Genomic DNA, 12,929 nt, shown 5'->3' with positions numbered 1-12,929 from the left:
GCCTGACGGGGGATTTATCGGTCGGAGGTTTGCAGGCGGACGAGGGCGTCGGTGACGGTGACTCGGAAGGGGCGGAGGAGGTCGGGGGCGGCGGCGGGGAAGGCGTTGGGATGCGAGCCGTAAAGGGTGATCACGCCGACTACTTCCGATTCGGCGGTGACCGGCTGGCAGAACAGGGAGCGGGCGCCCAGGATCTGGACCTCGCGGCGGAAATCGTTGTCCCACTGGGTTTCCAGGGCCATGTCCGCGACCAGGATCGGCCGTCCGCCCGCGGCCGCGTCCCGGACCGGGCCGCCGAGATGAATGAGCTGAGTGTCCTCCAGCAGGTTCGCGCGGGAATTCGAGGCCGCGCCACCGGATTCCAGCTTGCCGGCCCCGACCGCCGCGATGCCGACCGCCGGGCGGCCCGGCAGGGCGGCGGAGATGGCCGCGGCGATCCGTCGGCAATCGGGTTCGCCGGTCGTCGCGATCGGGCGGGGAGCCCCGGATGCGGGCAGGAACATGGCAGGAGCGCTCCGTTCGTCTGGTGTGTCCGTGCTGGCCCGGCCCCGCGTCGATCGCGCCCCGCCCCATGACGACGCCGCGAAACCGGCTCTGATGAAGCATTGCCGTGCGCCTGTGAAACGAAACAACAGACCGTCCAACATGTTGCGGGACGACCCGCTGGACGCTATACCCGCCGCGTAGCCGACGTGGCGGCGTCCCGTGGCCGCGTGGGGAGACGGTCGAGCACGGTCGTCCGTGCGCTCCCGGCCGCGTCGGTCCGTTCGAGATGCTCCGCCAAGAGCGGGCCGATGACCGCGACGACCTCGGAATTGGTCAGCTGGGCATGCGTGGCGGCCACGGGATGTTCGACCAGTTCCCCGGTGACGTAGGGCCGCCAGACATACGCGCCCAGCAGCTCCGTGATGCCCCGGGTCGCCGAAAAGTACAGCAGGTCACCGTCGTATACGCCGGGCCGGTAGCCGTGCGAGAGCGCGACTCCGGCAGCGTATCCGCGATGGAGTCGCTCGAGCTGGTCCGCGGACAGTCCCGTGCCGAAGGAGGCGCCCGCGCGGGCCAGTTCGGCGGCCGCCTCCGCCGCGGTGACGTCCGGGGCGGCGTCGGCGTTCTCGGGCTCGTCGCCGAGCAGGTGGGTCAGCAGATCGCGCATGCGCGGCACCGGCGGCGGTTCCGCGGTCGCGGGCACGACCACGCTGTCCAGCATCGCCAGCACGGCGACCGTCGCGCCGCGGGCCCGCAGCCGCACCGCGACGGCGTGCGCGATCTGCCCGCCGAGGGACCAGCCGAGCAGGTGGTAGGGGCCCTCGGGCTGCACGCGGAGCATGGCGTCGATGTAGCTGTCGGCGAGGTCATCGATCCCGGCGGGGAAGCTCGGACGCGGCCGTCAGCACGGGCGCCTGCAGTCCGTAGACCGGTCGGTCGGTCACGTAACGTGCCAGCCCGGCGTAACACCAGGCGAGCGGCACGGCGGAATGCACGCAGAACAGCGGTGGCCGAGTGCCGTTGCGGCGCAACGGGAGCAGGACACCGAGCGCGTCGTCACCGGCGGTGTCGTGGCCGGCCAGCCGTGCGGCGAGCAGTTCGACGGTCGGCGCGGTGTAGAGCCAGTGCAGGGCCATGGGCAGGCCCGTCGCCGCGGCCAGCTCGGCCGAAACCGTCACGCCCAGTACGGAATTCCCGCCGAGTTCGAAGAAGTCGTCGTCCCGGCCGACCTCGGACCGGTCCAGGGCGGCGGCGAAGCGGTCGGCGACCAGCTGTTCGAGCCGGGTCCGCGGCGGCCGAGAGGCGCGGGTGCGGGGGACGGGAGCGGGGAGTGCCGCGCGATCGACCTTCCCGTTGCCCGCCATGGGCAGTGCGTCGAGCGCGACCAGTGCCGAGGGAACCAAAGCGAAGGGCAGTTCGGCCCGCAGCCTTCGCAGCGTCGCCGCCGTGTCGATCCGCGCGCCGTCGGCGGGGACGACGTATCCCACCAGGCGCGCCCCGGGCCGCCCCGCGTCGATGAGCGTCACCACCGCGTACGCGATCTCGGGCGCGGCGAGCAGCGCGGCCTCGATCTCGGCCGGTTCGACACGGCGACCGTGCAATTGGATCTGGCCGTCCATGCGGCCGAAGATCTCGAAGTCGCCGTCGGGTCCGGCGCACACCACGTCGCCGGTGCGGTAGAGCCGCCGACCGGCAGTAAATGGATCGGCGACGAATCGGGCGGCGGTTCCGGCTGGATTGCCGAGATAGCCGTGGGCGACGGCGGGGCCGCCCAGATACAGTTCGCCCCGGCCGCCCTCGGGGACGAGCCGCAGCCGGGAGTCGAGCACCACGGCGAAGGCACCGGGCAGCGGCCGCCCGATGGATACCGGCGCGTCGGCGGTCATGGCGGCGGTCTCGGTCGCCATGATGGTCGCCTCGGTCGGCCCGTAGCCGTTGTGCAGCCGCACACGAGAGGCCCACTGCCGCACCAGTTTCGCCGGACAGGCCTCCCCGCCGATCGCGACGACCGCGAGCCCCGGAACCTGCTCGGGCGACAGCGTGGCGAGCACGGCGGGCGCGGTCTGCAGAACCGTGCAGCCGCTGTCGCGGATCAGCTGGGCCAGCGCGTCTCCCGCGACCACCTCCGGGGGAGCGACGACCAGCCGTGCACCCGCGGCGAACGCGGCCAGCAATTCGAGCAGATGCGCGTCGAACGTAGCGGTATGCGAGTGCAGCAGTACCGAATCCGGCCCCAGCCCGTAGTGCTCGACGAGATAATCCGTCAGCGGCCCGAGACCACGATGGGCAACCACCACCCCTTTCGGACTCCCGGTCGTACCGGAGGTATAGATCACGTACGCCGGATGCCCCACCCGCACCGCCCCCGGCAGTTCCGCTGCGGCAATCGGATTCGAGGCATACCGCCCGACAGCCGTCACAGTCACGGGATCATCGAGCACGAGCCAGTCGACGTCGCCCAGCCCGGCATCTCGGCCAGCGTGAGCGGGGTCCCTGTTGGTGGGGGAAGCGTCCGGCGTGGCAACCGCGCTGGTGTCGGGCTGGAGCGTGGGCCGCGCCGAGGCGACCGTAATGCCCAGGCGGGCACCGCAATCGGCGAGTACCGCCGCGATTCGGGGCTGCGGGTCGGCCGGGTCGAGGGGGACGTAGCAGGCGCCGGTCTTGGCGACCGCCCACAGGGCGAGCACCGATTCGAGTGAGCGCGGGACGGCGACGGCGACGTACCGGTCGGGTCCCGCGCCGCGGGCGAGCAGGGCGCGCGCCAAGCGTGTGGACGCCTCGTCGATCTCCCGGTAGGTCATGGCGCGGTCGCCGTCGCGCACCGCCACCGCGTCCGGCGCCAGGTCCGCGCGCAGCAACTCGCGCAGCAGGCGTTCCGGGCCAGGCGGGGATACCCGCGGCGGCACGGTCGGCGGGCCGGTTTCCGTTGCCGGGCACTCGGTTCCGGCGGCGAGGAAACGACGGAAGAAGTCCAGGAACAGGCGGTGGTGCCGGACCACGTCCGCGCGGCGGTAGCGTGCCGCATTCGCCTGGAAGTCGATGCTCACCGACCGTTCGTCCGGCCCGGCCTGGTAACCGTTGATCTGCAGGTCGGGTACCGGGCCCAGCGCCAGCAGCCGCGCCTGTCCGGCGACCGGGCCCAGCCGCAGCGGTTCCACGAAGCCGAGGACGTTGAGAACGGGCCCGAACCCGCCGAGCACCGCCTCGTGCCCGTCCTGCATGTCCTCGTGCCGGTACCGCTGATGCCGCAGCGCCCCGATCACCTTCGCCCGCACCTGCGCGATCACCTCGCCGACGGTGGCCACCTCGAGACCGGTCAACCGCAGCGGGACCACATTCGACATGGTGCCCGCCGACCGCCGCAACGCCACCGTCGCCCGCGCGGGCACGGGCATCGTGAGCGTGACCTCGGATCGCCCCGTCATGCGCGCGAGATGCCCGGCGAAGGCCGCGATGACCAGTTCCGGAAAGGTCGCCCCATGCCGCGCCTGGGCGTCGGCGAGCAATCCGGCCGCCGCCTCGTCGAGCGTTCCGGCCACATGGTGCGGCGTCCCCGACGGCGGGGCCGGACGCCCGGCCAGACAGGTGGGTCCGTCGAATCCGGCCAGCTGAGCCCGCCAGTATTCGCCGTCGGCTCGCGCCCGCGGTGAATCCCGGTATGCCCGTTCGTCTTCCAGGATCTCCGCCACCGACAGCGCCCCGGCCTCCGGCGTCTCGGCGCCGGATTCGACCTGCGCGCGGTAGAGCTGCGCGGTCCGGCGCAGCACGGCGGCCGCGCCGACACCGTCGAGCACGATGTGATGGCTGCGCAGATACAGCAGATGCCGCGTCGGCGTCACCGCGAAGACGATCGCCACGGTCAGGATGTCGGTGAGCGGGTCGAGGGGCGTGCCGTGGTCGCGTGCCATGCGGTCCAGCGCCGCGGTGAGGGGATCCTCCTCGTCGGTGAGATCGACCGTCTCCAGCGGCAGCGGCGTGGCGGCATCGACGTACTGGCGCGGATAACCGTCGACCAGGCAGAACCGCAGATGCGGCGACTCGAGTTCGCGCGCGGCCCGGCGCGCGCACCCGGCCAGCGACCCGAGCTCCAGCGGACCCTCGAGATCCAGATACAGCGCCACGGTGACCGGCACGTCCGGATACAGCTGCTGTGCCAGCCACCACGACCACTGCGCCCGCGACAGCGGATACGCCGATTCGGCGCCGGGCTCCGGCCGTACCGTCAACACGCCTCCCTCGGGACCAGATCACCGTTGGCGAACGTTCCCGAGCAAACTTACGGCATACGCTGTGAACCTTCGGTGATCTGCGACCCCGCGGGGGCATCGGGTCGGGCCGGGTGACCGCCATGGTCACCCGGCCCGCGGGTCTCAGCCCGCCAGTCGCGCCTCGATGGCCGCGATGATCTGCGGCCGCAGCTCGGCCGCCGGAATGACCGCGTCCACCGAACCGACGTCGACGGCGCGCTGGATGTTGTGCACGCGGTCGAACTCGGCCGCGACATCGCCCAGCTTCTCCGCGCGCACCGAGGAGCGGACCTCGTCCAGTTCCGCGGCGAGGGCCGCCCGCTCGGTGCCGGTGGCGTTGGCCGCCCGCGTCTGCAAATCCTGCACCCGCGCGTCGGCCGCCGTGCGCGTGTTGACCTCACCGGAGAACACCGCCGCCGCGGCCGGAGCGCCGCCGAGCACCGACGCGAACGAGCCTTCCAGCGCGAGAACGGTCATATTCGGGTTCAGCGCCTTCGAGAACACCACGAATGCGCCACCGTGGTACCGCGAGATCACGCAGAACACGATGGGGCCCTCGAAATTCACGATGGCGCGGCCGATCTCGGCGCCGTACTCCAGCTGCAGCTTGCGCATCGACTCCGGCGACCCGTCGAAGCCCGACAGGTTCGCCAGCACCACCAGCGGCCGGTTGCCGCTGGCCGCGTTGATCGCCCGCGCCGCCTTCTTCGACGACCGCGGGAACAGGGTGCCCGCGGTGTAGGTGTCCGGGCCGTCGGTGGACGGGAAGCCGCGCCGCGGGATGCTCTGCGACTCGATGCCCAGCAAGCACACCGGGATACCGCCCAGATGCGCGTCCTGCACCACCGCGGTCTCCGCGTCGGCCATGCCCGCCCAGCGCTCCAGCACCGGGTGGTCCTGGTCGGACAGCGCCCGCATCACCGTGCGAATGTCGAAGGGCTTCTTGCGATCCGGGTTGGCCGCGGAGAAGATCTCGCCGACGGTGGCGAAATCGCTGCCGGCCAGCACGTGCGGGAAATCGGAGACGTCGCGGTCGACCGGGTCGGCCGTCCGCGAACGCCGCGGCGCCTGCTCGCCGGGGGCGATGTAGGTGTGGTCGTAGTGCGACATCAGGATGTCCCGCGCCGCGGTCAGGTTCGGCGCCCAGTACTGCGCCTGCCCGTTCGGGCCCATCACGCGGTCGTAGCCGCCGATACCGAAGTTGTCCTCGGCCGAGACACCACCGGAGAAGTCCAGCGCCTGCTTGCCGGTGAGCACCATGGCCGAGTCGGGCGTCATGACCAGGATGCCCTTGGTGTGCATGAGCATGGTGGCCTCGGCGTTCCAGTACGGCTGCGCCCCGACGTTGATGCCCGCGACGACGATGTTGATCTCGCCGCCGTCCTGGGTGAACTCGACGATCCGCTTGAGCGCGGCGGCCACCCAGTCCATGTTCTCGGTGCCGGACTTCATCGAGATCCGGGCGCCGGAGGACAGCGCGTACCACTCCAGCGGAACCTGTTCGCGCTCGGCCAGATCCAGCGCGGCGATCACCCGGCGGCACTCGGGTTCGGACAGTGCGCCCAGCGACTTGGTCGGGTCGCCGAGCAGCACCACGCGGGTGACGCCCTCGGGATACTGTGCGGTCGCCGTGGTCACCATGCCCGCGACGATCGCCGCGGTGTTGTGGCCCTTGGGCCGGTCCACCGGCACCAGGGCGTGGTCGGCGTCGAGGTCGTACTCGGTGAACTCGCCGAGCAGGCCGGTCAGCTCGTAGGGGTACACGGTGTTGCGGCTGCCCGCGCGCAGCACCTTCTGCCGGTACTCGTCGAGCGGCTCGACCGGCTCGTCGGTGCGCTTGCCGATGGTCACCGAGGTGCCGCCGGTGGCGTCGAAGGCGATGCGCACGGCGACCTTCACCAGCTCACCCGTCTTCGGGTCGCGCTGCCGGGCGATGAGCAGGATCTCCTCCAGCCCGGCGCCCGCCGTCGTCGGCACCACGCGGTCCACGATCGTCTCGAACTCGGCGGGGATGAGGTCGATCGGCGGCCAGATGTACATCACGATGCGGTTGGTCTGGAACCGCTTGGCCGACGGCCGCAGCGACTGCGCCCGGCGGATCGAGTCGATGCAGGCGGCGACGGTGCTCTCCGCGGTCGGCAGCGCGAGCAGCCGGCCGTCGTGCTCGCGCAGCGCGGTCAGGTCCCGCACCTGGGCGAACGCGACGAGCCGCTCGTCGGCCGGATTCTCCTTGGCGATGCACCGGAACAGGTACACCTCCTCGTCCGAGGACGGCAGCCGGGTGACGTCGAACTTGCGCAGCCGCTCCATCTGCATCCGTTGCGCGATGTACGGGTGCAGGCCGCGGATCAGCCGCTCCTCGGCCATGCCGGTGGCGGACGGGCGGAAGGTGAAGTGGTGGTGCATCACCGCGCCGCCGCTGCCCGCGACGGTGGCGGTGATCCGGTGCACCTGGTTCGGCAGCGTCTGCGTGCCGAGGACCTCGTGCAGCTCCGACGCCATGGCGTCGAAGTCCTCCGGCTGCTTCTCCCAGGCCAGGTAGATGTCGGCCTCGATGGAGGCGGCGCCGCCGGCCAGCTCGGCCAGCCCGCGCAGCGCGGTGCCGAGCGCGTCGAAGCGCACGGCCGCCGAGACCAGGCTCACGCCACGGCGTTCGGCGATGACGAAGCTGCAGCCGCCCGCCTCCCGGGCGCGCACGTCGGTGAGCCCCTTGTTGCCGTAGTACCGCCGGGTCAGCACCTCCAGCATCACCGTGTTGTCGGCGCTGCCGCGCACCAGCCGCTGGCCGAGCAGCCGCACCAGCGGCTCGGTGCTGCGCACCATCTCGGCGACGCGGTCGGTGCGGTCGGCGGCGTCCGGGTGAGTGTCCAAGTGCCGCAGGTGCTTTCGCACGGTGGTGTAGACCCGGGCGCGGTTGCGCCGCAGCAGCGGCTGGCCGAACCAGGCGTACACCACGCCGCGGGTGAGATCGGCGATCACGGGGAAGCGCACCTGGGTCGCCGCCACCAGCCGCTCCAGCGCCAGGCCGACGGGCTCGCGCAGGGCGCGGTCCGGCAGCGGCTCGCGCAGCCACTCGCGCAGCAGCGTCGTGACCACCGTGACGGTGTCGGACGGCCGCTGCTGGGCGAGGAAGATGCGGAACACCGCGGCCTCGAGGTCCGGGGTGCGGTCCAGTTCGGTGACGCCGTAGTGCTCGAGCGCCTTGGCCAGCTTGCCCTGGTACGACTCCGACAGCCCGGCCCGCTCCACGTCGAGGCTCTGCAGGTAGGTGTGGAAGTACTCGCGGGCGCTGTGCACGTGGCCGCGGCCGCCGTCGTCCTCCCACGAGCGGTTGTGGCTCAGTTCGGCGAGATCGGCGAAGACCTGCAGCAGTTCGAGTTCCTCGGCCAGCGGCCGCCGGTTGTCGGCGATGGCCGCCCGGCGGGCGGTGAGGTAGTCGTCGAGCACGCGGCGTTCGTCGTGCGGGTCGACGTCGAATCCGAGCAGCAGGCTGCGCAGATCCTGCAGCCCGCGAGTCAGCCGCACGTGCGACTGCACCTGGGCCTGCTCCCCGGGCAGGTCGAGTTCGACCGTCTCGACCGGGGCGGCGGCCGCCTCCTCGGTGTCGTCGGTGATCGGCTCCAGGCGCAGCAGCGGCGCGCCCGTCTCCACCTGGGTGCCGACCGAGACGCCGCATTCCTTGAGCCGGGCCCGGAACGGCGCGCGCAGCACCGTTTCCATCTTCATGCTCTCCAGCACCAGGACCGGCGCGCCGGCCTCGACCTCGGCGCCCACCTCCAGCGGAGTGGCGACGACCAGCGCGGGGGCGGGGGAGCGGACCACGCCGCCCTCGTCCCGGCTGATCCGATGCGTCACGCCGTCGACGTCGACGACGTGGATCGGGCCGTGCGTGCCCGTGGTCAGCCGGTACCGCAGGCCGTTGACCACGATCTGCCCCGTGTGGCGGTCGAACCGCTCCAGGTCGACATCGGCGGTGCGCAGGTCGGCGCCCGCCTCGATGCCGATGCGGAACCGGTGCGCGCCGATGCGGGCGACCCGCACCCGATAACCGACGCCGCGCAGCTTCAGATCCAGCGGCCGGCCGCTCTCGTGCTGTACCTGCGGGCGCCCGCCGGACGCCGTGGACAGCAGCCGCTGCCGCTCGACGTGCTCTTCTTCCTCGTAGGCGTCGATGGCCGCGGCGGCCAGCGCGATCGCCGAATGACGGTGCGAGACAAGGCGACCCTCGGCGCGCACCCGGTCGATCCAGCCCGTGTCCGCACTGGCGTCGATGACCTCGGGCTGGTTGAGCAGGTCCAGGACGAAGCTCTTGTTCGTCGCGCCGCCCTCGATGACCACCCGGGTCTGGGCCACGGCCCGGCGCAGGCGGCCCAGCGCCTGGTCCCGGTCGCGGCCGTAGGCGATGATCTTGGCGATCATCGAGTCGAAGTCGGCGGGGATGGTGTCGCCCTCGCTGACGCCCGTGTCGATGCGGATACCCGGACCGGCGGGCAGATCCAGCCGTGCGATGCGGCCGGGCGCCGGCGCGAAATCGCGATCGGGGTCCTCGGCGTTGAGCCGGGCCTCGATGGCGTGCCCGCGCTCCACCGGCGGCTCACCCTCCAGCCGGCCGCCCGAGGCCACGTGCAGCTGCGCCCGGACCAGGTCGAAACCGGTGGTGCACTCCGTGATCGGGTGCTCGACCTGCAGTCGCGTGTTGACCTCGAGGAAGGCGAACAACTCGTCACCGGGGTGGTACAGGAATTCGACCGTCGCCGCGCCGCGATAACCGACCGCGACCGCAAGCCGCTCCGCCGACGCCTTGAGCTCGCCGGCCTGCTCGGGCCGCAGCACGGGCGAGGCCGATTCCTCGATGATCTTCTGATTGCGCCGCTGCACCGAGCAGTCGCGGACGCCGAGCGCCCACGCGGTGCCCTGGCCGTCGGCGATCACCTGGACCTCGACGTGCCGGGCGCCGGTCACCAGCCGCTCCAGGAAGACCACGCCGCTGCCGAACGCGCGCGCGGCCTCCTGGCGGGTGCGCTCGTAGGCGTCGACCAGCTCGTCGGCGTTGGTGACCACGCGGATACCGCGCCCGCCGCCGCCCGCGGTCGCCTTGAGCATCAGCGGATAGCCGATCTCGGCCGCGGCCGCCAGCGCCGCCTCGACGGTCTCGACCGCGCCGCGGCTCCACGGCGCGACCGGCACGCCGACCTCCTCGGCGAGCAGCTTCGCGCCGATCTTGTCGCCGAGCTTGCGCATGGCCTCCGGGTCGGGGCCGATGAAGGTGATGCCGATCTGCTCGCAGAGTTCGGCGAACGCCGGATCCTCCGCGACGAAACCCCAACCGACCCAGGCGGCGTCGGCCTCCGTGGTCACCAGAGCCTGCTCGAGCGCCTTGAGATCCAGATACGGGCGGGCGGACGCCGGACCGAGGTCGTAGGCGATGTCGGCCTCCCGCACGAACGTCGCGTTCCGATCGACATCGGTGTGCAGGGCGACGGTTTCGATCCGCTGCCCGGTCTCCGCGGCCAGATCTCGGACGGCGTGGATGAGGCGCATGGCAGCCTCTCCCCGGTTCACGACGGCGATGCGGCTGAACACTCGCCAGCTCCTTTCACTTCTTTGCTAGGGCCCGGTCGGGCGCGGGGTTACGACTGCCGGTCCCGCGTAGTCTGCACCTATATCACGCCCAGGTACACAGCGTGGGCGGGTTACTCATGCGTAGTGCGGATTACGGCGGCGCGAAGTGTCAGTCCGCCTTCCGTGCGGTGATGCGAATTCCGGGTTCCCCCTCGATGCGTTCGACCGTCGCGCCGGTGAGCGCGAGGTCCTCGACCAGGCGACGGCCGTCGTCGAGATCGATGCCGTAGCCCGCGATGTAGGTGCGGAAGAACGGCAGGCAGAGCCGGGGCACCGGCTGCGGCAGCCGCCAGCGGTCGACGAAGGTTTGCGCGTCCTCGAACGTGCAGCCGCGGTCGGCCTCGATGATCACCAGCAGCCCGCCGGGCCGCAGCACGCGGATCATCTCCGCCAGGCCCCGGCGCTGATCGGGCCAGTGCTTGATGGAGCCGGAGCTGACGACGGCGTCGAAGGTGTCGTTCGGGAACGGCAGATCCATCGCCGAGCCCTCCCGGAACCGCACTCGATCGCCCAGCGGGGCGCCGCGTCTGCGGGCGCGCCGGACCTGCTGGGGCGACAGGTCGATGCCGGTCAGCCGCAGCTGCGCACCGGCGCTCGCCAGCCCGACGGCGAGTTGTCCACCGCCGCAACCGACATCGAGCACCTCGGCGTCGGGGTCGAGCAGCCCGGCGATGTCGTCGAACAGGGTGGGAGTCATCTCCCGCACCGCGTCGGAGATGAAGTTGTCGTAGAACCACGAGTCGATCGGGTTGTAGCGCTTCGTCTTGTCCAGCAGGACGGTCATGGCAGTCTCCTACACGCGGGTCGCGAACTTGATCTTGCGGGCCAGGGTGTGCGGCTGCTGCTGGGCGACGATCGCCTCCTGCACCCGCTCGCGGCTGGTGCGCACGATGTCCGCCGCCTTCCGCACCGCCACGTCGATGTCCATCACGGTCGGGATGTCGAGCATGTTCACGATCGCCTCCAGCCGCTCCTCGGGCGTGCCGCGCACGGTGACCACCGGCTGCCCGAGCTCGCTGATCGCGTGCAGCAGTTTTCGATCGGAGATCTGCCGGTACCGCTCGTCGACCGGGCGGTGCCCGTCGGGATCCATCGGAATCTCGACGGGCAGGTGGAAGAAGATGTCGTAGCCGTGCCGCGCCCGCTGGCGCGCCATGTCGCCGTAGGCGTTGAGATAGCGGCGATAGAAGGGCCGGCCGGGCAGGGTGAGGGTGTTCTTCAGCGCCTTGTGCCAGCGCGAGGAACCCGGGTTCGGCCCCGTGATCAGCCGGGTGACGCCGTAGATCCATTCGTTGAGCACGGACCCGTCGGCGACGAATCCGCCTTGTGCGTCCAGGATCGCCTCGGCCTGGACGCGCAGTTCCAGCCGGCGGAAGCCGAGCGCCATGAGTTCGGTGGTGCTCAGATCCTGGAACCGCATCCCTGGATACAGTTCGGTGACTACTTCCCGCGCGGACGACGCGTCGACGCGCGGCACCCCGGTCAGCAGCGACAGCGCGGTCGAGGTGGTGGTCTTCCCGGTGGAGTAGGTCCCGGAGACGCAGATGCGTCGAAAATCGTTTCCCGGCATGGATATGCCTTTCGGTAGCTGTTGTCGCGTGGATTACGTGGGAAGCCGGTGCGCCAGGTCGTAGGTGACCGTGCACCCGGCGAAGTCCGACGCCCAGCTGGAGATGCGCCAGTCGCCGCCGCCGAAGGTGAGGATCATCGACCGCACGATGCGCGTGGACACCGTGCCCGGGGCGTAGCGGGCCGGGGGAGCGGTGGCGCGCGTGGCCATCCGCCGCATCCACAGGGTCTCGCTGTCCGCGCGGGCGATGTTGTCCAGCTCGTACAGCACCACCTGGGACAGCTGCGCCAGCAGCACCGTCGCGTCGACCAGCGAGATCGACGGCTGGTAGGCGTCGGCCACGCCCTCCCCGGCGGCGGCTGTATCCAGGTGTGCCAGTTCGTATTCGGCCGTCGCGCCGGTGCCGTCGGCGGTGACGACGACATTGCGCAGGTATTGGGCGCGGCGGTACACCGCGTCGTGGAAGAAGCCGCCGCCGCGCTCGGTGGCGGTGGCGCGTTCGAGGTCGCGCGGCGCCGCGGGCACCGGCAGCGCGACGGTCGCCTCCAGCGTCATGCCGTGGCCCAATTCGCCGGTGACCGTGAGGGTGTGGCCCTCGAACGAGGTGACCCGCGCGGTCACCGGGAACCGGTCCAGCGATTCGGTCGCGGCGGTCCCGCTGCTGAACCGGATGGACGGCAGCCACGCCGAGCGGATGTCGTGCGCGGACAGCCCGAAGAACTCGCGCAGCACCACGTCGAGTAGGCGATGGCCGAAGATCGCGGCGTCGAGACTGCTCAGGTGCGGTTCCAGCACCCGGCTGCGCTTGCGCGACCAGTCGGCCGGATAGCGCACGCCCGCCGTGGCGGTCGCCCGCGGGCGACCCTGCTCGTCGTGGTCCAGGACGATCTCGTCCAAGTGATGGGTGAGGCGTTTGTAGCCCTCGCCGAAGAAACGTCCGGCGCGGTCGCCGAGCACCTCGTCGATGTCGGCGTAGGCGATCAGTTCGGTGGTCATGCGGTTCC

At 71.3% G+C, this 12,929-nt stretch carries 7 protein-coding genes; all 7 read right to left on the bottom strand.

All coding sequences use genetic code 11. The features are described 5' to 3' along the window. Positions 1-14 precede the first annotated feature (14 nt). Positions 15-503 carry a GAF domain-containing protein gene (locus tag ACFMRZ_RS06655; RefSeq protein WP_400178338.1) on the bottom strand — a complete coding sequence of 163 codons (489 nt, stop codon included), beginning with the start codon at positions 501-503 and terminating at the stop codon, positions 15-17. Positions 504-670: 167 nt separating this feature from the next. Further along, a complete protein-coding gene (locus tag ACFMRZ_RS06650) occupies positions 671-1,327 on the bottom strand; it encodes a thioesterase domain-containing protein (protein WP_400178337.1) in 657 nt (218 codons plus the stop codon). A gap of 25 nt (positions 1,328-1,352) precedes the next feature. Further along, complete coding sequence (locus tag ACFMRZ_RS06645; protein ID WP_400178336.1) at positions 1,353-4,712, bottom strand: amino acid adenylation domain-containing protein; 3,360 nt, start codon at positions 4,710-4,712, stop codon at positions 1,353-1,355. A 144-nt stretch (positions 4,713-4,856) separates the two neighbouring features. Then, positions 4,857-10,316 carry a carboxyl transferase domain-containing protein gene (locus tag ACFMRZ_RS06640; protein ID WP_400178335.1) on the bottom strand — a complete coding sequence of 1,820 codons (5,460 nt, stop codon included), beginning with the start codon at positions 10,314-10,316 and terminating at the stop codon, positions 4,857-4,859. A 148-nt stretch (positions 10,317-10,464) separates the two neighbouring features. Beyond that, complete coding sequence (locus tag ACFMRZ_RS06635) at positions 10,465-11,139, bottom strand: class I SAM-dependent methyltransferase (RefSeq protein ID WP_400178334.1); 675 nt, start codon at positions 11,137-11,139, stop codon at positions 10,465-10,467. A gap of 9 nt (positions 11,140-11,148) precedes the next feature. Beyond that, on the bottom strand, positions 11,149-11,925 hold the full coding sequence (locus tag ACFMRZ_RS06630) for an ATP-binding protein (protein WP_400178333.1): 777 nt from the start codon (positions 11,923-11,925) through the stop codon (positions 11,149-11,151). A gap of 33 nt (positions 11,926-11,958) precedes the next feature. Further along, entirely contained in the window at positions 11,959-12,921 is a 963-nt protein-coding gene (locus ACFMRZ_RS06625) for an AvrD family protein (protein WP_400178331.1), read from the bottom strand. Positions 12,922-12,929 lie beyond the last annotated feature (8 nt).

It is taken from the genome of Nocardia sp. N2S4-5 (assembly GCF_044628355.1).
In the GTDB taxonomy this organism is placed as follows: Bacteria; Actinomycetota; Actinomycetes; order Mycobacteriales; family Mycobacteriaceae; genus Nocardia; species Nocardia wallacei_B.
The sequence above is the reverse complement of the archived record's forward strand: the minus strand, read 5'-3'. Positions and strand labels throughout refer to the sequence as shown.

What these genes read in the sequence shown, in the direction of transcription:
- ACFMRZ_RS06655 (WP_400178338.1), bottom strand. Translation starts at nt 503, where the DNA reads ATGTTCCTGCCCGCATCCGGGGCTCCCCGCCCGATCGCGACGACCGGC.
- ACFMRZ_RS06650 (WP_400178337.1), bottom strand. Translation starts at nt 1,327, where the DNA reads ATGCTCCGCGTGCAGCCCGAGGGCCCCTACCACCTGCTCGGCTGGTCC.
- ACFMRZ_RS06635 (WP_400178334.1), bottom strand. Translation starts at nt 11,139, where the DNA reads ATGACCGTCCTGCTGGACAAGACGAAGCGCTACAACCCGATCGACTCG.
- ACFMRZ_RS06630 (WP_400178333.1), bottom strand. Translation starts at nt 11,925, where the DNA reads ATGCCGGGAAACGATTTTCGACGCATCTGCGTCTCCGGGACCTACTCC.
- ACFMRZ_RS06625 (WP_400178331.1), bottom strand. Translation starts at nt 12,921, where the DNA reads ATGACCACCGAACTGATCGCCTACGCCGACATCGACGAGGTGCTCGGC.